Source organism: Falsiroseomonas sp. HW251 (assembly GCF_050563545.1).
Taxonomy (GTDB): domain Bacteria; phylum Pseudomonadota; class Alphaproteobacteria; order Acetobacterales; family Acetobacteraceae; genus Falsiroseomonas.
Genome location: NZ_JBNXUM010000004.1, coordinates 159260 through 176809, shown reverse-complemented (window position 1 = coordinate 176809; position 17550 = coordinate 159260). Strand labels below are relative to the sequence as shown.

General features: G+C 71.5%; 20 protein-coding genes and 1 pseudogene. 11 read left to right on the top strand and 10 right to left on the bottom strand.

What is annotated here, in order from left to right; genetic code table 11:
- Positions 1 to 66 precede the first annotated feature (66 nt).
- The 3 genes from ACLF3M_RS06275 to ACLF3M_RS06265 are packed head-to-tail and all read left to right on the top strand — an operon-like array spanning position 67 to position 2693.
- The gene (locus ACLF3M_RS06275) at positions 67 to 606 is read left to right on the top strand and encodes a peptidoglycan-binding domain-containing protein (RefSeq protein ID WP_430656008.1); all 540 of its coding nucleotides are present in this window, start codon (positions 67 to 69) and stop codon (positions 604 to 606) included.
- Between the two features lie 52 nt (positions 607 to 658).
- Entirely contained in the window at positions 659 to 1225 is a 567-nt protein-coding gene (locus ACLF3M_RS06270) for a hypothetical protein (protein WP_430656007.1), read from the top strand.
- A 7-nt stretch (positions 1226 to 1232) separates the two neighbouring features.
- Positions 1233 to 2693, top strand: a complete 1461-nt coding sequence (locus ACLF3M_RS06265) for an LCCL domain-containing protein (protein WP_430656006.1) — start codon at positions 1233 to 1235, stop codon at positions 2691 to 2693.
- 13 nt (positions 2694 to 2706) lie between these two features.
- On the opposite strand, the gene purQ is transcribed toward ACLF3M_RS06265, so the two are convergent.
- The 6 genes from purQ to ACLF3M_RS06235 all read right to left on the bottom strand — a co-directional run bounded on the left by purQ (position 2707) and on the right by ACLF3M_RS06235 (position 6115).
- The gene (purQ, locus tag ACLF3M_RS06260) at positions 2707 to 3405 is read right to left on the bottom strand and encodes a phosphoribosylformylglycinamidine synthase subunit PurQ (protein ID WP_430656005.1); all 699 of its coding nucleotides are present in this window, start codon (positions 3403 to 3405) and stop codon (positions 2707 to 2709) included.
- Between the two features lie 78 nt (positions 3406 to 3483).
- Positions 3484 to 3714, bottom strand: a complete 231-nt coding sequence (locus tag ACLF3M_RS06255) for a hypothetical protein (protein ID WP_430656004.1) — start codon at positions 3712 to 3714, stop codon at positions 3484 to 3486.
- A gap of 6 nt (positions 3715 to 3720) precedes the next feature.
- On the bottom strand, positions 3721 to 3960 hold the full coding sequence (purS, locus tag ACLF3M_RS06250; protein WP_430656003.1) for a phosphoribosylformylglycinamidine synthase subunit PurS: 240 nt from the start codon (positions 3958 to 3960) through the stop codon (positions 3721 to 3723).
- Positions 3957 to 4721, bottom strand: coding sequence for a phosphoribosylaminoimidazolesuccinocarboxamide synthase (gene purC / locus ACLF3M_RS06245; protein ID WP_430656002.1), 765 nt, complete (start codon positions 4719 to 4721; stop codon positions 3957 to 3959). Before purC ends, purS begins: the two co-directional genes overlap by 4 nt.
- Before the next feature lie 198 nt (positions 4722 to 4919).
- Complete coding sequence (locus tag ACLF3M_RS06240; protein ID WP_430656001.1) at positions 4920 to 5378, bottom strand: anti-virulence regulator CigR family protein; 459 nt, start codon at positions 5376 to 5378, stop codon at positions 4920 to 4922.
- Complete coding sequence (locus ACLF3M_RS06235; RefSeq protein WP_430656000.1) at positions 5375 to 6115, bottom strand: NRDE family protein; 741 nt, start codon at positions 6113 to 6115, stop codon at positions 5375 to 5377. Before ACLF3M_RS06235 ends, ACLF3M_RS06240 begins: the two co-directional genes overlap by 4 nt.
- 112 nt (positions 6116 to 6227) lie before the next feature.
- Here ACLF3M_RS06235 and ACLF3M_RS06230 point away from each other — a divergent pair, with 112 nt between their 5' ends.
- Entirely contained in the window at positions 6228 to 7199 is a 972-nt protein-coding gene (locus tag ACLF3M_RS06230) for a Bug family tripartite tricarboxylate transporter substrate binding protein (RefSeq protein ID WP_430655999.1), read from the top strand.
- Positions 7196 to 8410, top strand: coding sequence for an enolase C-terminal domain-like protein (locus ACLF3M_RS06225; RefSeq protein WP_430655998.1), 1215 nt, complete (start codon positions 7196 to 7198; stop codon positions 8408 to 8410). The genes ACLF3M_RS06230 and ACLF3M_RS06225 overlap by 4 nt, the downstream gene beginning before the upstream one ends.
- Before the next feature lie 146 nt (positions 8411 to 8556).
- On the opposite strand, the gene ACLF3M_RS06220 is transcribed toward ACLF3M_RS06225, so the two are convergent.
- Both ACLF3M_RS06220 and purB read right to left on the bottom strand, forming a co-directional pair.
- The gene (locus tag ACLF3M_RS06220) at positions 8557 to 8871 is read right to left on the bottom strand and encodes a hypothetical protein (protein ID WP_430655997.1); all 315 of its coding nucleotides are present in this window, start codon (positions 8869 to 8871) and stop codon (positions 8557 to 8559) included.
- An 87-nt stretch (positions 8872 to 8958) separates the two neighbouring features.
- Positions 8959 to 10296, bottom strand: coding sequence for an adenylosuccinate lyase (gene purB / locus ACLF3M_RS06215; protein ID WP_430655996.1), 1338 nt, complete (start codon positions 10294 to 10296; stop codon positions 8959 to 8961).
- Positions 10297 to 10405: 109 nt separating this feature from the next.
- Between purB and ACLF3M_RS06210 the strand changes: the two are divergent.
- The 3 genes and pseudogenes from ACLF3M_RS06210 to ACLF3M_RS06200 form a co-directional block, all read left to right on the top strand.
- Positions 10406 to 11032, top strand: a pseudogene (locus ACLF3M_RS06210) (TerC family protein); the annotation flags it as partial.
- A gap of 165 nt (positions 11033 to 11197) precedes the next feature.
- Entirely contained in the window at positions 11198 to 11764 is a 567-nt protein-coding gene (locus tag ACLF3M_RS06205; RefSeq protein WP_430655995.1) for a hypothetical protein, read from the top strand.
- Between the two features lie 361 nt (positions 11765 to 12125).
- Complete coding sequence (locus ACLF3M_RS06200; protein ID WP_430655994.1) at positions 12126 to 12314, top strand: hypothetical protein; 189 nt, start codon at positions 12126 to 12128, stop codon at positions 12312 to 12314.
- Positions 12315 to 12371: 57 nt separating this feature from the next.
- Here ACLF3M_RS06200 and parE read toward each other — a convergent pair whose 3' ends face one another.
- Positions 12372 to 14411: a DNA topoisomerase IV subunit B gene (gene parE, locus ACLF3M_RS06195; RefSeq protein ID WP_430655993.1), complete on the bottom strand. Its 2040-nt coding sequence runs from the start codon at positions 14409 to 14411 to the stop codon at positions 12372 to 12374.
- A gap of 147 nt (positions 14412 to 14558) precedes the next feature.
- Entirely contained in the window at positions 14559 to 14798 is a 240-nt protein-coding gene (locus ACLF3M_RS06190) for a hypothetical protein (RefSeq protein WP_430655992.1), read from the bottom strand.
- A gap of 103 nt (positions 14799 to 14901) precedes the next feature.
- Here ACLF3M_RS06190 and ACLF3M_RS06185 point away from each other — a divergent pair, with 103 nt between their 5' ends.
- The 3 genes from ACLF3M_RS06185 to ACLF3M_RS06175 all read left to right on the top strand — a co-directional run bounded on the left by ACLF3M_RS06185 (position 14902) and on the right by ACLF3M_RS06175 (position 17531).
- Positions 14902 to 15825: an alpha/beta hydrolase family protein gene (locus tag ACLF3M_RS06185; protein WP_430655991.1), complete on the top strand. Its 924-nt coding sequence runs from the start codon at positions 14902 to 14904 to the stop codon at positions 15823 to 15825.
- A 55-nt stretch (positions 15826 to 15880) separates the two neighbouring features.
- A complete protein-coding gene (locus tag ACLF3M_RS06180; protein ID WP_430655990.1) occupies positions 15881 to 16171 on the top strand; it encodes a DUF1330 domain-containing protein in 291 nt (96 codons plus the stop codon).
- Positions 16172 to 16361: 190 nt separating this feature from the next.
- On the top strand, positions 16362 to 17531 hold the full coding sequence (locus ACLF3M_RS06175) for a calcium-binding protein (protein ID WP_430655989.1): 1170 nt from the start codon (positions 16362 to 16364) through the stop codon (positions 17529 to 17531).
- Positions 17532 to 17550: the final 19 nt, after the last annotated feature.

Genomic DNA, 17550 nt, shown 5'->3' with positions numbered 1-17550 from the left:
GCGCGCCGCGACGGCAACCGTCCGGCCCCGGCGCCGTTCTGCCTGCGCAAGATCGGGAGAAAGCGGATGCGCGGGCGCGTGATGCTCGGATTGGTGCTTACGCTGGCAGCGGCGCCGGCGCTGGCCCAGGCGCCGGCGCCGCTGGCCTTCGTCCAGCCGCTTTCGCCGGCGGCGACACAGGCCGTGCAGGAGAGGCTGCGGGAGGCCGGGGTCTACATGCGCGCTCCTGATGGGGTCTGGGGGCCGGAAAGCCAGGCGGCGCTGGATCGGTTCCAGCAGGCGCGCGGTCTGGCGGCGACGGGCTCGCTGAACCTGGCGACGGCCCAGGCGCTCGGCATCGCGCTGCCGCAGGTGCTGTCGGTGCCGGAGCAGGCGGCCGGCCCGGCGGCGGGCCTGTCGCCGCGTGCGGTGCGCAACGTGCAGCAAAGGCTGCGCGCGCTCGGCTTCTACCAGGGCGGGGCGGACGGCGTCTGGGGGGCGGGCACCCAGGCGGCGCTGGAGCGCTTCCAGCGCGGCCGGGGCCTGGAGGCGACGGGCCAGATCAATCCCATGACGGCGCAGGCGCTCGGCCTGAACCCAGGCAACCTGGACGCGCCGCTGCGCTGACGCCGCCGGCCTGCGCTATGCTCCGCCCCATCCCAGGCGGAGCAAGCGGCCGGTGCCGACGGAAACACCCGATCCCGGCGTTCTCGTCACCGGCGGCCGCCGCCGCGAGCCCGCGGCGTATCTCGGCCTCGGCCTGGTCGCGCTCGTCGCCGGCATCATGACCGTCGTGCTGTGGGGCTTCGCGGGGCAGGGGCCCTGGCCGGTGCCCATCGTCTGGGGCGTCGCAACCCTGATCGCGCTCAGGCTGCTGGCAACGCGGGAGGTGCGGATCGCGCCCGACGGCATCCTGCTCACCCGGCACCTCTTCCGCTGGCACTGGACCCGCCGGCTTTCCACGCAATCCGTCACCGCGGTCCGCGTCCAGGGCGATCACGTCCCGCTGAAGAACCAGCGCGGCGACGGCACGCCGGAAGGCGAGGCGCGGATGATGCTGTTCACCGTCGCGCTGCGCGGCGGCCCGCGCCTGACGCTCGGCTTCTCGCGCGACGCCGCCGCGATGGAGCGCCTGGCCGGGCAGGCCGCGCGACTTCTCGGCGTGCCAGCGGTCCGGTGCGGCTATCGCCTGCGCGGCGACGGCCTTCCGCTGCGGGAGAAGGGCGCGGAATCGCCGATCGCGTGACCGCGCCATGCGTGGCAAGCTGCCCCGGCCGGTCTGCTCGGGGGTTGTTGACGCGATGCGCTTTCCGCTGCTGATGCTTTGCCTGCTGCCTGGCCTGGCGCTGGCGCAGAAGGTCGACAAGCCCGCCGACACGCCGCAGCCACCGGCCGCCGCCGCGCCGCCCGTCGCCGGCCCGCCGCAGGCCTGCCCGGCCGATGCGACCGGGCTGGCCGCGGGGGCGGCGCTGGCCTGCGTCTGTCCGCAAACCGGCGGTGCCGGCCAGGCGGTCTGGGGCAGCGGGCCCTATACCTCGGACAGTTCCATCTGCACCGCCGCGCTGCACGCCGGCGCGGTCTCGCGACGCGGCGGCACGGTGACCCTGCGCATGCTGCCGGGCCAGCAGCGCTATGTCGGCAGCACGCGCAACGGCGTGCAGAGCATCAACTACGGCGCCTATCACGCCAGCTTCCAGTTCGACGGGGTGCAGACCGCCACGGGGCCCCAGCCCTGCCCCGACGACATGACCGCCTATGCCGGCAGCGACGAGAAGCTGACGTGCACCTGTCCGGCGGTCAGCAACCCGCGCGGCTCCGTCTGGGGCACCGACACCTACACCGCGGACAGCGCGGTCTGCGCCGCGGCGCTGCATGCCGGCGCGGTGTCGCGCCGCGGCGGCGAGGTGACGCTGCGCATGCTGCCAGGCCGCCCGCGCTACCCCGGCACGACGCGCAACGGCGTGCAGAGCATCGACTACCCCGACTACGGCGCGAGCTACGCCTTCCAGAACGTCTCGGCCGGGCCGCAGATCTGCCCCGACACCATGCTGTCCTATGCCAACACGGACGAGACGCTGACCTGCGTCTGCAGCGGAGAGGCGGTGGCCCGCGGCACGGCGATCTGGGGCAGCGGGCCCTACACCGGCGATTCGCATGTCTGCCGCGCTGCCCGCCATGCCGGGGTGGTGCCGGTGACCGGCGGCAGCGTCACGGTCCGCATGCTGCCCGGCCAGCCGCGCTACGCCGCCAGCACCCGCAACGGCGTGACGTCTACGGCATACGGCGATTACGGGTCGAGCTACCGCTTCGACGGCGCGCAGAACGTCGCCGCCGCGGCGCCGGTGCAGGCGCCGGTGGCGGATTCGTTGCGGCGGACCGGCCGCGTGTCGCTCTACGTCACCTTCCGCACCAACTCCGCCGACCTCGACATCGGCGCCGCGCCGGTGCTGCAGCAGGTGCGCGATGCCATGCAGGAGGATCCGTCGCTGCGCCTCCGCCTGATCGGCCACACCGACAACCAGGGCGGGCCGTCGGTCAACGTGCCGCTGAGCCAGCGCCGGGCCCAGTCCGTGCGGGACTGGCTGGTCCAGAACGGCATTGGGGCCGACCGGCTGCTGGCCGAGGGCCGCGGCCAGAACGAGCCGATCGCCGACAACGCCAGCGAACCCGGACGCGCGCTGAACCGACGCGTAGAGGCGGTGCGGGTGGAGTAACGCCGCTCGGCCTTCAGGCCACGGCAAGGCTCTCCACCAGCGAGGTGAACATTGGCAGCCCGTCGGTGCCGCCCATCAGCGGGTCCACCAGGTCCTCGGGGTGCGGCATGAGCCCGAGCACGCGCAGGTTGGGCGACAGGATGCCCGCGATGTAGTCGCGCGCGCCGTTGCGATTGGCCGCGTCCGTCGTCTCGCCGTCGGGCGTGCAGTAGCGGAAGGCCACGAGGTCCTCGCCCTTCAGCCGCGCCAGCGTCTCGTCATCGCCGAACCAGTTGCCGTCGCCATGGGCCATCGGCGCGCGGAACACCGCGCCCTTCTGCCAATGCGCGGTGTAGGGCGTGCCGGCGCGCTCGACGCGCATGTGGCAGTCCATGGACAGGAAGCGCAGCGACGCGTTGCGCAGCAGCGCGCCCGGCAGGAGCTGCGCCTCGCACAGGATCTGGAAGCCGTTGCACACGCCGAGGACGTGGCCGCCGCGCGCGGCGAAGGCCGAGACCTCGCGCATGATGGGCGACTGCGCGGCCATCGCGCCGCAGCGGAGGTAGTCGCCATAGCTGAAGCCCCCGGGCAGCACGACGAGGTCGGTACGCGCGGGCAGCGCGGTCTCGCGGTGGAACAGCATCGCGGGCCTGCGCCCGGTCGCGCGTTCCAGCGCGATCGCCATGTCGCGCTCGCGGTTGGTACCGGGGAAGACGACGACGACGGCCTTCATGTCGTGCTCCTGCGCATCCGATTCAGACCTCCGGTGCTCACGCGCTTCGCTGGCTGCGCCCTGCGGTCATCGGATGCGTCAGCCTCCGTTCCAGACGCGCAGCCAGTTCAGGCCACCTAGCACGACCAGCGTCACCACCACGGCCAGAGCCGCCGCGGTCACCCACCGGTCAAGCCCCTTCTTGCCGCGCGTCAGCAGGTCGAGCCGGCTCTTCTGCGCGACCTGCGGCATGCGCTTGTCGCGCCAGCGCATCCCCATGGCGATCAGCACCGTGAGGAACGCGACGATGAAGAGCGACGCCTTGACCATGCGGGGTCAGGCGACCTCGACGCGGAAGCTCTCGATGACGGTGTTCGCCAACAGGCGGCGCGCCATGTCCTCGGCCTGCGCCTTGGCCCTGGCGGGATCGGTCTCGCTGAGCTCGAGCTCGATGACCTTGCCCGCGCGCACCTCGCCGATCCCGGCAAAGCCGAGGCCTTCCAGCGCGTGGCCGATGGCCTTGCCCTGCGGGTCCAGCACGCCCGCCTTCGGCATCACATACACCCTGGCCTTCACTGAACTGTCTCCGGCCCCTTCATGTCGCGCACGCCGGCCTCCGGCAGGATGCCCAACCGACGCGCCACTTCCTGGTAGCCCTCCTCGACCTTGCCGAGGTCGCGGCGGAAGCGGTCCTTGTCCATCTTCTCCCCGGTGCGGGAATCCCAGAGGCGGCAATTGTCCGGGCTGATCTCGTCCGCCAGGACGATGCGCATCTCCTCGTTCTCCCACAGCCGGCCGAATTCCAGCTTGAAGTCCACCAGCGTGATGCCGACGCCGAGGAAGAGGCCGGAGAGGAAGTCGTTCACCCGCAGCGTGAGTGCCACGATGTCGTCGATGTCCTGCGTGGAGGCCCAGCCGAAGCAGGTGATGTGCTCCTCGCTGACCATGGGGTCGCCGAGCTGGTCGTTCTTGTAGTAGAACTCGATGATCGAGCGCGGCAGCCGCGTGCCTTCCTGGATGCCGAGCCGCGTGGACAGCGACCCCGCCGCGACGTTGCGCACGACCACTTCCAGCGGGATGATCTCGACCTCGCGGATCAGCTGCTCGCGCATGTTGAGGCGGCGGATGAAGTGGTTGGGCACGCCGATCTCGCTCAGCCGCGTCATCAGGTATTCGCTGATGCGGTTGTTCAGCACGCCCTTGCCGGTGATGGTGCCCTTCTTCGCGCCGTTGCCGGCGGTGGCGTCGTCCTTGAAGTACTGCACGAGGGTGCCGGGCTCGGGACCCTCGAAGAGGACCTTCGCCTTGCCCTCATAGACCTGACGGCGGCGCGCCATGGCGGTGAAAACTCCTGGATCTGGGCGGCCGGTCTGGCCGGCGCCGCGCGGCCACGCGGCGGGGCCGGCGGCGGCGGGGTGGCTATAGCAGTGCAGGCCCCGAACCGCCACGCCCGGCGCGTGGGGCTGCCCCGCCCCGGGCGATCGCGTGGCGGCCGGCCCGGCGTGCGTGACGACCGCTGCGCGGTCGCCCGGGCGTCAGCGCCCGAAGGCGTTGGACAGGATGGCCGCCACCACCCCGGTGGTCACCGCGACCAGCACCAGGCTCGTGCCGACGACGGCGTATTCGTAGCCGGGATAGCGTGGCAGGCCGACGAGCAGGCCGGGCGGCACGGTGCGGCGGGCGATGCCTGGCGGCAGCGGCTTGCCCTGTGCCAGGCGGTTGTACATGCCGGGCGGCAGAGGCTGGGCGACGAAGCCGGGATTGGCGCCGAGCCAGATCTGGACGGAGTTCAGCTCCGGCGTGCCGAGGCTCGGCCCGCGGCCGCGATTGCCGCCTCCTCCGTGGTTGCCTCCCCCATGGTTGCCTCCGCCCTGGTTGCCGCCCCCGTTGCCGCGACCCTGGCCGCCGCCATTGCCGTGCCCCTGGCCCTGGGCGAGGGCCGGCACCGGCAGCAGGGCGAGGCCGGCCAGCAGCAGGCGGCGTGTCAGGGTCATGTCTCCTCCAGCGTCAGGGTCGCGAATCCGCCGGGCTTCGGCGGGGTGGGGCTGAAGCGCCAGATTCTGGCGCCCCCGGCGCCGAACGCAACCAGGGATGCGCAGACCGTGCCGAAACCTTGAACCGGAGGGACGTTCAGCGCTGTCGCGATGCCCTCCTCGCCGAGGCGCGAATCCGACAGCAGCGCCTCCCAACCCCGCCAGTCGCCGGACGCCGGGTCGGGCGGCGCGGCGGCGCGGAAACGGGGGAGGTGCCGGCGCGTGCGGGGGCTGGCGAGGTCGTTGGGGTCGTGCGCCGTCACCATGGAGATCCCGGCCGGCAGGGCCTCGGCCCCGGGCGCGCCCTCGCCGAGGCTGCGGATGAAGAAGGCGTCGCGGGCATCGGCGACGACCATGTTGAAGGGCCGCCAGCACGAGCCGTCCAGCGCCGCGATCTCTGCCGCGGCACCGGCAGCGTCCTCGGCATCCAGCGCCATCAGCGGAAGCTCGCCGCGGGACCGCTTGCCCGGCGCGGGCCCGAGGCTGCCCGGGCGGTTCAGCACCGCCGCGACAACGCCGCCGCGCATCGCCATCCAGGTGCCGCCGCCGGTGCGGTCGCGCCCGCCGACCACGCCCGGCCGGTCCGTCCAATGCGCCGCCGGCGGATCCCAGGCCCGGTCCAGCCGCTCGTCGCGGTTGGCCGCGAGCAGCAGGGGCCAGGCATGACCGGGCCGGCGGAGCAGGATGACGGTGCACACCGCCCGATCCTGCCACCACCGTGCGGCCGCGCCATCCCGCGGACGATGGCGGCGGTGCCGATCGCGGCGCATGATGCCGCCAACCCCGCCAGACGGGGATCGGAGGAACGGCATGATCACGCGACGCAGCCTGGCCGCTTGCCTCGGCCTGGCCGCGCTTCCCGGCGGGGCCGGGGCGCAGAACTACCCCTCGCGGCCGGTGCGGGTGATCGTGCCCTTCGCCCCGGGGGCGGCGACGGACATCCTCTCGCGCCTCATGGCGCAGCAATACTCGGACGCGCTCGGCCAGCCCTTCGTCGCGGAGAACCGCACCGGCGCCAATGGCGGCATCGCGGCGGAGCTGGTCGCCAAGGGGCCGAAGGACGGCTCGATGATCCTGACCGGCACCTTCTCCACCCACGCCTCGAACCCGCACATCTATGCCCGCACGCCCTACGACGCCGTCGCCGATTTCGCGCCCGTCACGCTGATCGCGACGGTGCCGCAACTGCTCGTGGTGAACCCCGCGACGGGGATTGCTTCGGTCGCCGCGCTGCGTGCCGCTGCGGCCGCACGGCCGGGCAGCATCACGGCGGCGACCGGCGGACTCGGCTCGTCGCAGCATCTCTCGGCCGTGCTGTTCGAGCGCGCGGCGGGCGTGCGCTTCGACACCATCCACTACGCCCGCGGCTTCGCCACCGTGGTGCCGGACCTGCTGGAGAACCGGGTGAACCTCACCTTCGGCGATCCCCTGGCCCTGCTGCCGATGGTGCGGGAGGGCAAGCTGCGGCCGCTCGCGGTGACGTCGGAAAGCCGCAGCCACCTGCTGCCTGACGTGCCGACGCTGGCCGAGCTCGGCCTGCCTGGCGCGACATCCTTGACCTGGTACGGGCTGTTCGTCGCGGCGGGAACCGATCCCGCGATCGTCGCGCGGCTCGGCGACGCCGCGCAGGGCGCGATCCGCCGGCCGGAGGTCGCGTCGCGCATCCGCGAGCTCGGCGCCAATCCCGTCGGCAATTCGCCCGCCGAGTTCGGCGCCTTCCAGCGCGCGGAGTTCCAGCGCTGGGGCGAGGTGATCCGAGCCGAGGGGATCCGCGCGGAATGAGTGTTGGCACCGGCGGCAGCGCGATCGCGAAGGTCGAGCTGCACGAATTCACCTATCTCGCGCCGGGCTTCGCGCGGGATGCGCATGGCGCGCTCTGCCCGCATCCCACCGCGACGCAGAAGGTCGGCGCCTTCTGCCTGGTGATCGAGACCGCGGACGGCCATCGCGGCGAGTACATCCCGATGCACAGCGGCAAGAACCCGGCGATCGTCTCGCAGGTCGCGGCACTGGCACCGCGGCTGGTCGGCATGGACGCCTTCGCGCGGGAGGGGATCTGGAACGCGCTGCGCTGGTCGCAGCGGCATCTCGGCGCGGTCGGGCTCTGCGCGATCGATGTCTGCCTGTGGGACCTCGCGGGGAAGGCCGTGGGGCAGCCGATCGCGCGGCTGCTGGGCGGCTTCCGCGACCGGCTGCCGACCTATGCCAGCACCACCCACGCGGACCGCAACGGCGTGCTGTCGTCGAAGGAGGCCTTCGGCGAGTTCGCGCAGCACTGCAAGGCGCTGGGCTACAGGGGCTTCAAGATCCATGGCTGGGGCGAGGGCGATCCGGAGGCGGAATCCGCCAACCTGATCCATGTCCGCCAAGCCGTCGGCGACGGCATGGCGCTGATGATCGATCCCGCCTGCACGCTGCGCACCTTCGCCGATGCGCTGCGCGTCGGCCGCGCCTGCGACGAGGCGAACTACTACTGGCTCGAGGATCCCTTCGCCGACATGGGCACCGCGCCGGCGGCGCATCGCCGCCTGAAGGAACTGATCCGCACGCCGCTGCTGCTGACCGAGCATGTCCGCACCCTGGAAGCGAAGGTGCCCTGGATCACCGAAGGTGCCACGGATTTCCTGCGCACCGATCCCGAATACGACGGCGGCATCACTGGTGCGATGAAGACCGCGCATCTCGCCGAGGCCTTCGGCCTGGATGTCGAGATCCACGGCGCCGGCCCCGCCCAGCGCCACGTCATGGCGGCCGTCCGCAACAGCAACTTCTATGAATTGTCGCTCGTGGCGCCGGGCCGCCGGAACCCGATCCCCGAGGTCTTCGCCTGCGGCTACCGCGACGAGCTGGACTCGGTCGGCCCCGACGGCTGCTTCCCCGTGCCGGCAAGGCCCGGGCTCGGCGTGACCTATGACTGGGACCGCATCCGGCGGGACACGGTCCAGGTCAGGCGGTGGCCGGGTCAGGGCCCGTTAGACAATGCCCGCGGCTGAGGGCCGGCGAGGGATTTTCCGGCCTGGGCAGGAAGGCGGCGCAGCCGATGGTTGTTCCATCGGCAAGCCGGCTGACGAACCCAGGGCGGAAAAGACCCGCCGGACCGACCCGCGCGGCGTTGTCTAACGGGCCCTAGCGCCGGCCGTCAGAAGTTGAAGTAGAGCCCGACGCCCGGCGGCGGAGGCGGCCGGTAATAGCGGGGCTGCGGGTAGTAGTAGACCGGCGGCGGCGGCGCATAGACCACCGGCGGCGGGCCCCAATAGGGCGGCGGCGCCCGGCGCCAATGGCCCGGCGGCGGGCCATGCCAGCGCGGCGGCGGCGGGCGATAGCCATAGCCGGGCGGACCCTGGCGGTAGCCCCAGTCCACCGGGATGGCCTGAGGCTGCGCCTGCGCGACCGCCGGCAGGGCCAGCGCGGCGCCCAGCGCAACCAGGGCGGAAAGCTTCGACAGGAGCCTCATCGGACCCGACCTCCTCATCGGGTCTCGTATATAGTCGGCAGACGTGGCGGGATCCGGGCGCTTCGCGGCGGGATGATGGCGCCCCGATCACGCTTCCCCGAGAACCCGCGCGAAGATCGCATCCACCGCCCCGAAATCGCGCGCGGGGTCCATGACCTTGGCCAGTGAGCCCGCGTCGAACGTCGCCGCGACCGCGGGATCGGCCAGCAGGTTTGCCGCGAAATCCTTGGCACTTGGCGTGCCGAGCGCCTGCCAGGTCGCCATCGCCGCGCGCTGGACGGTCGCGTAGGCCTCCTCGCGGCTCATGCCCGCCTGGGTCAGCGCCAGCAGCACCTTCTGGCTGTGCACGACGCCGCCGAGCGATTCCAAATTCTGCCGCATCCGCTCGGGATGGACGGTCAGCTTCGCCATCATCCCCGCCGCGCGCACCAGCGCGAAGTCCAGCGTCACCGTCGCGTCGGGGCCGATCATGCGCTCCACGCTGGAATGGCTGATGTCGCGCTCGTGCCAGAGCGCGACGTTCTCCAGCGCCGGCACCACATAGCCCCGCACGATGCGCGCGAGCCCCGTGAGGTTCTCGCTCAGCACGGGATTTCGCTTGTGGGGCATCGCCGAGCTGCCCTTCTGGCCGGGGTGGAAGAACTCCTCGGCCTCTCGCACCTCGCTGCGCTGGAGGTGGCGCACTTCCACCGCCAGGCGCTCCAGGCCCGACGCCACCACGCCAAGCGCCGCGAAGAAGGCGGCGTGGCGGTCGCGCGGGATGACCTGCGTCGAGACCGGCTCGATGGCCAGGCCAAGCTTCTGCGCCACGAACGCCTCGACGCGGGGATCGACGCTCGCGAAGGTGCCGACCGGGCCGCTGATCGCGCAGGTCGCGACCTCGGCACGGGCCGCGACCAGCCTTGCGCGGTGGCGCACGAACTCCGCGTAGTGGTTGAGCATCTTGAGCCCGAAGGTCGTGGGCTCGGCATGGATGCCGTGGCTGCGGCCGATGGTCGGTGTCCGCTTGAACTCGATCGCACGCGCCTTCAGCGCATCCAGCAGCAGGTCCACATCCGCGATCAGCAGGTCGGCCGCGCGCGTCATCTGCACGGACAGGCAGGTGTCGAGCACGTCGGAGCTCGTCATGCCCTGGTGCATGAAGCGCGCCGCCGGCCCGATCCCCTCGCCGAGCCAGGTCAGGAAGGCGATCACGTCATGGCGCGTCTCGCGCTCGATCGCGTCGATCCGGTCCAGGTCGGCCTGGCTGATCGCGGCGACGCGCAGCGCGCCCTTTTCGCGGATCTCCTTCGCCGCGTCGGCGGGAATCGTACCGAGCTCCGCCATCGCCTCGGCGGCCGTTGCCTCGATCTCGAACCAGATGCGGAAGCGGGTCTCCGGCGACCAGATGGAGGCCATCTCCGGACGGCTGTAGCGCGGGATCATCGTGGGCGCCCTGTCATGTCGGCACCCTCTTCGCCCCCGACCCCGGCAGTTGACAAGCCCGCCCCTGGCGGAGAGACAGCGCCCAACCGACCGGGAAGGTAACCTGCCGATGGATTTCTCGTCATTCGGGCCGCAGCTTGAGGCGCTGCTCGCCGTCCTCTTCATCGACGTCGTGCTGGCCGGCGACAACGCCATCGTGGTGGGCATGGCCGCGGCGGGCCTGCCGGCCGACCAGCGCAAGAAGGCGATCTTCTGGGGCATCGTCGCGGCGACGGTGATGCGCATCGGCTTCGCCTCGGTCACGGTGCAGCTGCTGCAGGTCGTCGGCATCACCCTTGCGGGCGGCCTCCTGCTGCTCTGGGTCTGCTGGAAGATGTTCCGGGAGCTGCGCGACGGCGGCAGCCACGAGGTGCCCGAGGGCACCGAAGCCGGCGTCGGCGAGGACGGCGCGCCCAGGAAGACGCTGCGCCAGGCGATCACGCAGATCCTGGTGGCCGACATCTCGATGTCCCTCGACAACGTGCTCGCGGTGGCGGGCGCGGCGAAGGACCATCCCTACATCCTGATCATCGGGCTCGCGGTCAGCGTCGTGCTGATGGGCGTCGCCGCGACCTTCATCGCCAGGCTGCTCGACCGGCACCGCTGGATCGCCTGGCTCGGCCTGCTGATCATCCTCTATGTCGCGGGCAACATGATCTGGGAAGGCACGCACCAGGTTGCCGACGAGGTGCCCTACGCCTATGGCTACCTCTTCCTGCCGCTGGGCTGGATGGCCCTGCCGATGGGGACCTTCCCCGTGGGCCTCTGGGTCTTCGCCACGATCATGCAGGTCGTGGTCCTGACGGCTGTCGCGACGGTGGTGATGGACATGATGCACCAGATCATCAGGAAGAACCGCTAGATGCACCGGATCCTGGCGCTCGGCGCGGCTGCGCTGCTGGCCGGCTGCGCGCCGGGTGGCGGCTTCGGCAGCGCGCCGACGCTCGAAGCCGCGGCCGCCCGGCTGCCGCCGGAGGTCGCGGGCTTCAGCCGCGGCAGCGCCGTCTGGCACGAGCGCGAGCGGCCCGGCCAGGGCGTCAGCGTCGAATATGCCGGGCCGCAGCGCGCGGCGGTCGCGACGGTCAGCCTGTATGACCGCGCGCAGGCGCCGGTCGGGGCCAGCGATCCGCGGCTGGGCGCGGAGTTCTCCTCGGCCGTCGCCGAGGTCGTGTCGCTGGCCGGCACGCGCACCAGCCAGCAGATGGCCGAGGGGGCGCGGGCCGAGGTGCCGGTGCCCGGCGGCGCGCCGCTGTCCTGCGCCAGGCTCGACGGGACCTATGGGCGCCAGCCCGTGCAGACGCTGGTCTGCCTGGGCTCGGCGGCGGGGCGGTACCTGAAGATCCAGGTGACGAGCCCGCAGCGCCAGGTGCGTCCGGTGGATCCGATGCCCTTCGTGGTCGGTATCACACAGGCTGCGCGGGGGGCCTGAGAACCGGCGGGCCGCTGAAAGTCGGTCCGGCTGCCCGTCCGTGCCGTGACCGGCCGGCCCTGCGGCCCCTGGCGTCGATTGCGATCGGGATTGCCCGGGGCATGCGGCGCAGGCTGCTCCAGGCGGTGACCATCGATCGGTTGCCGATCCCGGGCAGTCACGCTCATTTCCCTGGTTTCGCTTATGTCGCGCCACATGACGACGGTTACCGTGCGGAGCCGGAACGGTGCCCGCGGACCTCTGCAGTCTCACGTGAAAGACCACGGCGTCTCAAGCCGATCCGAAAGCTCGTCACGGCCTGACCTGTCATTGATAGGCGGCCGGCAAGCGATGGTCGCTTGTCAACAAAGAGGAGCCTTCGATGTTCAATATCTCGCAGTACGCCGCCCTTCGGACCAACCCGAACTTCCGCCTCGCGAGCCGTGCGGCGGCGTTCGTCTTCGCGGGCCTGCTGGCCTTGAGTGCCGTGGCCTGCGCACCGGTGACGGTCGCCGGCAGCGGGGCCGTGCCGGGCGCCGGGTCCTACAACACCGAGAGCGGCAACGGCTGAGCCCAACAGCGGCCTGGCCGGAAGAGGGGCGCCCCGCCAGGGGCGCCCCTGTTCGCGTCAGGCGTCCACCGCCTCCTCGTCCAGCTTCGCCGCATTCTCTTGGATGAACCTGAACCGCAGCTCCGGCTTGCGGCCCATCAGCGCCTCGATCAGGTCCGATGTCCGCGCGCGTTCCTCCACGGGCAGCACGACCTTCAGCAGCGTGCGCTTCCGGGGATCCATCGTCGTCTCCTTCAGCGACGCCGGCGGCATCTCGCCGAGGCCCTTGAAGCGGGAGACGTCCACCTTCTGGTTCGCCTTGAACTCCCGCCTGATCAGCCGGTCCTTGTCGGCATCGTCGCGCGCATAGACCGTCTTGCCGCCGGCCTGCAGGCGATAGAGCGGAGGTTGGGCCAGGTGGATCCGGCCCTGGCGGACCAGCTCCGGCAGCTCCTTGTAGAAGAAGGTCATCAGCAGCGCCGCGATATGCGCGCCGTCCACGTCGGCATCCGTCATGATCACGACGCGGCCATAGCGCAGGCGCCCGATGTCGAAGCGCTCGCCGACCCCGCAGCCCAGGGCCTCGATCAGGTCCTTCAGCTCCTGGTTGGCGCGCAGCTTGTCGGCGGACGCGCTGGCGACGTTCAGGATCTTGCCGCGCAGCGGCAGCACGGCCTGGGTCTCGCGGTCGCGCGCCTGCTTGGCCGACCCGCCGGCGCTGTCGCCCTCGACCAGGAAGAGCTCCGTCCCCTCCGCGCTCTCCCGCGAGCAATCCGCGAGCTTGCCGGGCAGCCGCAGCTTGCGCGTCGCGGTCTTGCGCGGCGTGTCCTTCTGCTCGCGCCGGCGGATGCGCTCCTCCGCGCGCTCCACCGCCCAGGCCAGGAGGTTGTCGGCGGTGGTGGGATCGCCGGCGAGCCAATGGTCGAAATGGTCGCGCAACGCGGCCTCCACCAAGCGCGCGGCCTCGGGCGAGGTCAGCTTGTCCTTGGTCTGGCCCTGGAATTGCGGGTCGCGGATGAAGACCGAGAGCATCCCCGCCATGCCGCCGAGCAGGTCGTCGGCGGTGACGTTCGCCGCGCGCTTGTCGCGCTTCAACTCGCCATAGGCGCGCAGGCCCTTGGTCAGCGCGGCGCGCAGCCCCGCCTCGTGCGTGCCGCCCTGCGGCGTCGGGATGGTATTGGCGTAGGTGTTGAGGAAGCCCTCGCCCTGCTCGAGCCAGGTGAGCGCCAGCTCGCACCGTCCGGCCTTGTCCGGGAAGTCGAGCGTGCCCTCGAAGGGGACGGGCACGACCGTCGTCCGGCCCTCGATCGCCGAGGCCAGGAAGTCCACCAGGCCGCGCTCGAAATGCAGCACGGCGTCGGCCGGGGTCTCGGTGCCCTGCACCAGCGCGGCGTCGCAGCGCCAGCGGATCTCGACGCCCTTGAAGAGGTAGGCCTTGGACCGGCAAAGCCGGTAGAGCCGCGCCGGCGAGAAGACCTGCTTCCCGAAGATCTCGGGGTCTGGCCTGAAGCGGACGGTGGTCCCCCGCCGGTTGTGGACCTCGCCGAGGTTCTTCAGCTTCTGGACGGGCTTGCCGCGTTCGAAGGCGTGGGCGAAGCGCGTGCGGTCGCGGCAGACCTCGACCTCCATCCGCTCGGACAGGGCGTTGACCACCGACGACCCCACACCGTGCAGGCCGCCCGAGGTGTCATAGGCCTTGCCGCCGAACTTGCCGCCGGAATGGAGGGTGGTGAGGATCACCTCCAGCGCCGAGAGTTTCGGGAACTTGGGATGCGGGTCCACCGGGATGCCGCGCCCGTTGTCGCGCACGGTCAGGAAGTTGCCGGCCTCCAGCGAGACCTCGATGAAGTCGGCATGGCCGGCCACCGCCTCGTCCATGGCGTTGTCGAGGATCTCGGCGGCGAGGTGGTGCAGCGCGTTCTCGTCGGTGCCGCCGATATACATCCCTGGCCGGCGCCGGACCGGCTCCAGCCCCTCCAGCACCTCGATGTCCTTGGCGGAATAGCCGGAATCGAGCGGCAAGGCGGCCGGCGCCGGCTTGGCGGCGGGCTTGCGGGTGGATGTGGACGACATCGCGGGCCCCTTTCGGGCGCCCCCGGCACCGAAGAGATCGTTCATGCTGTGTTCTCGCGTTCCCGGCCACCATAGCCACCGGGTCGGGGGGACACAACCAAGGCGCGGCGAGTCGCGGGAAGCGCGCAGGCAGGGAGGGCGGGCGAGGCGCCGCCTTCCGTTACAGCCGATTTGACCTCGGAACTTCCGGGGTCAGGCGGTGCGCCGGTGCTCCGAGACCCAGACCAGCAGGATGCCGAAGAGCAGGGCGCAGACCGCCGCCGCGGCGCCCCAGCCGCTCCAGGCCGCCATCGGCAGGAGCTCCAGGTGCAGCGCCGAGAAGAGTGCGCAGCCCACGGCCAGGATCAGCATGTAGAGGACCAGCCGGTCCGAGACATGCTCGGCGCGCTGCGTGCGCTTGGCCTGGCGTTCCTGTTCGCGCGTGTCGCCCATGGCCCTCCCCTCCTTCCGCATATTACCGCTGCACGCGGGACGCTTGGCGGGGCGACGGGTTCCACGCGGCAGTGTAGAAGGGCGTATGCCCGGGACACACAGGTTGCGCCGCCGATTCCTGCTCGCCGGCATAGCGGCGGGCGCTGCCGGTCCTGCCCGGGCCCAGGTCGGTGCGGCCCTGCCGGCCGCGCCGCCCGCGCCCGCGCCCCTGCCGCCCGGGCCGCTCCCGCTCGAATCCTACGACTTCCTCGTGGAGCGGCGCGCGCGACCGACCCGGCTGATCCGCCCCCGCGCCTCGCCCCAGCCCTGGACACGCGAGCCGGTGCCCGCCGGCGCGGAGCGAATCGCCTACCGCGCTGCGGGCCGGACGCTCTGGGGGCTGCTTGGCCTGCCGGCCCGCGCGCCGGGCGCGCGGGCCGCACCCGCCCTGGTCTACGCCCATGGCGGCTTCGCCTTCGCCAATTCGGACTTCGAGTGGCTGCGCTTCCTCATCGAACGCGGCTGGGCGGTCTTTACCCCGACCTGGCGCGGCGAGAACGGCAATCCTGGCTTCTTCGAATTCATGTTCGGAGAGGTGGACGACCTGGCCAGCGCGGTGCGCCGCCTGACCGAGGAGCCGGCGGTGGACCGCAACCGCATCCATGTCTTCGGCCACAGCGTCGGCGGCGGGCTGTGCGACCTGCTGGCGCTGTTCAACGACCTGCCGATCCGCGCCAGCGGCAGCGCCGGCGGGCTGTATTTCCCCGACGACATCACGGCCGATCCCCGCAACCCGCTCTTCCCGCCGGACGACATCTGGGAGAGGCGGCTGCGCACCATGGTGCCGAGCGCGCGGCAGCTCGTCCGCCGCCATCTGGCCGTCCTGGGCAGCGAGGAGCGGCTGGCCCCGCAGGTCGAAGCGATGAACGACCAGGCCAGGGCAGCGGCGTCGCGGCTGACGGTGGCCGTGGTGCCGGGCGATCATCAGACGGCGCTGCGACCGGCGCTCGACTTCTTCCTCGCGCGGGTCGAGGCCGGCGACGTCTAGGGCCTTGCGCCCGGGCTGTGCCCGCGCGCAGCGTGCGCTTCGCAGGGAGATCGTCATGGCAAAGGCCTATTGGGTCGCGACCTACCGCTCCGTCAGCAACCCCGAGGCGCTCGCCGCCTATGCCGCGCTCGGCGGGCCGGCGCTGGTCGCCGCCGGCGGGCGCATCCTGGCGCGCGGCCTGCCTGCGCTGACCTTCGAGGGCGGGCTGATGCAACGGACCGTGCTCATCGAGTTCGACAGCGTCGAGCAGGCCCGCGCCGCCCATGACAGCCCGGCCTATCAGGCGGCGCTCGCGAAGCTTGGCGACGGCGCGGTGCGCGACATCCGCATCGTGGAGGGCGCGTAGCGCCGGAGGCTATCGCCTCGGCGCCGCCATCCTCCTCAGGATCGTCCCCGCCGGCCGCTCGGCCGGTGATGGCGGGCTTTCGTTTGGTCGACGAAGTCCGTTTAGCGCGCGCGTGAGGTTCGCGACGGGATCGCGAAGCGCGCTGTTACGTCCTTAGAAAACTCGCGCCTCCCATGGAAGCCTGGCTGCGATGCGCGGCGTCTCGCCGGGCTGTGATCGTTGGCGCCGCATCATTCTCGGCTTCGGGAACGTTCGGGCACACGGAAAAGACCGAGGGAGTACCGATATGGCCAACATCCGCGCCGGCGCGTCGGGTACCGTCAATGGCACGGGCGACAGCGACCAGTTCATCGCAGGCTTCGGCGACCACAACTTCGTGGGCAACGGTGGCTACGACATCGTGGCCTACTGGGAATCGATCGGACCGGTCGGCGTCGACCTCAACACCGGGCGGACGCTCACCGGCTACAACGGCTTTGGCGGCACCGACACCTTCCAGAACATCAGCGGTGTCTTCGGCTCCGCCTTCGACGACTACCTCACCGGCAATTCCTTCGGTTTCACGACCTTCGCGGGTCTCGACGGCAACGACGTCATCACGGGCTTCGGCAGCGGCAACACCGTTGGCTATTCGGGCAACCGCGCGGACTACAGCGTGACGGAAGTCGGCGGCGGCAACTTCATCATTCAGGACAACCGGGGCTCGCGCCCCGACCACAGCACGGACGGCCGCGATACCGTGACGGGCATTGAGCTCTTCCAGTTCGCCGACGGGACCTACACCGCGGGCAATCTCGTGAGCGGCGCGCCCAACAACCCGCCGCCGCCGCCCCAGGCCCCCAAATTCTCGGTGTTCACGGACGGGTCGGTGCAGCAGGTCGATGCCACAGCCTATTCGGGCCCGGTCGCGGGGCTTCAATGGCAGTTCCTCGGCAGTTCGAAGGGCGAGGTGGTCGGCGCGTCGGACGGCAACGACTTCCTGAACCTGCTCGGCGGCGACGACGCCGCGGATGGGCGCGGCGGCAACGACGTGCTCGATGGTGGCCTCGGCTCCAACTTCCTCACCGGCGGCGGCGGGCGGGATGTCTTCTTCCTCGACGGCCGTGCGCCCGGGACGACGACCTGGTCGACCATCACGGATTGGGAGCAGGGCGAGCAGTTGAGCCTTTTTGGCTGGCGGCCCGGTGTGAGCACGCTGAGCTGGATCGCCCGCGATGGGACGCCGGGCTTCCAGGGCGTCACGCTGCACACCGATCTCGACGGCAACGGAAGCATCGATGCGAGCGTGACCTGGGCCGGGAAGTCCCAGGCCGACCTGCCGACGCCGCTGCAGTTCGACGGGCTGCTCTGGTTCACCTGATCGGCACGGCGACGAGCCG

Excerpts from the sequence above, each read along its gene's own strand:
- ACLF3M_RS06275 (WP_430656008.1), top strand. The coding sequence starts at position 67 with ATGCGCGGGCGCGTGATGCTCGGATTGGTGCTTACGCTGGCAGCGGCG.
- ACLF3M_RS06265 (WP_430656006.1), top strand. The coding sequence starts at position 1,233 with ATGCGTGGCAAGCTGCCCCGGCCGGTCTGCTCGGGGGTTGTTGACGCG.
- purQ (WP_430656005.1), bottom strand. The coding sequence starts at position 3,405 with ATGAAGGCCGTCGTCGTCGTCTTCCCCGGTACCAACCGCGAGCGCGAC.
- ACLF3M_RS06255 (WP_430656004.1), bottom strand. The coding sequence starts at position 3,714 with ATGGTCAAGGCGTCGCTCTTCATCGTCGCGTTCCTCACGGTGCTGATC.
- purC (WP_430656002.1), bottom strand. The coding sequence starts at position 4,721 with ATGGCGCGCCGCCGTCAGGTCTATGAGGGCAAGGCGAAGGTCCTCTTC.
- ACLF3M_RS06240 (WP_430656001.1), bottom strand. The coding sequence starts at position 5,378 with ATGACCCTGACACGCCGCCTGCTGCTGGCCGGCCTCGCCCTGCTGCCG.
- ACLF3M_RS06230 (WP_430655999.1), top strand. The coding sequence starts at position 6,228 with ATGATCACGCGACGCAGCCTGGCCGCTTGCCTCGGCCTGGCCGCGCTT.
- ACLF3M_RS06225 (WP_430655998.1), top strand. The coding sequence starts at position 7,196 with ATGAGTGTTGGCACCGGCGGCAGCGCGATCGCGAAGGTCGAGCTGCAC.
- ACLF3M_RS06220 (WP_430655997.1), bottom strand. The coding sequence starts at position 8,871 with ATGAGGCTCCTGTCGAAGCTTTCCGCCCTGGTTGCGCTGGGCGCCGCG.
- purB (WP_430655996.1), bottom strand. The coding sequence starts at position 10,296 with ATGATCCCGCGCTACAGCCGTCCGGAGATGGCCTCCATCTGGTCGCCG.
- ACLF3M_RS06205 (WP_430655995.1), top strand. The coding sequence starts at position 11,198 with ATGCACCGGATCCTGGCGCTCGGCGCGGCTGCGCTGCTGGCCGGCTGC.
- ACLF3M_RS06200 (WP_430655994.1), top strand. The coding sequence starts at position 12,126 with ATGTTCAATATCTCGCAGTACGCCGCCCTTCGGACCAACCCGAACTTC.
- parE (WP_430655993.1), bottom strand. The coding sequence starts at position 14,411 with ATGAACGATCTCTTCGGTGCCGGGGGCGCCCGAAAGGGGCCCGCGATG.
- ACLF3M_RS06190 (WP_430655992.1), bottom strand. The coding sequence starts at position 14,798 with ATGGGCGACACGCGCGAACAGGAACGCCAGGCCAAGCGCACGCAGCGC.
- ACLF3M_RS06180 (WP_430655990.1), top strand. The coding sequence starts at position 15,881 with ATGGCAAAGGCCTATTGGGTCGCGACCTACCGCTCCGTCAGCAACCCC.
- ACLF3M_RS06175 (WP_430655989.1), top strand. The coding sequence starts at position 16,362 with ATGCGCGGCGTCTCGCCGGGCTGTGATCGTTGGCGCCGCATCATTCTC.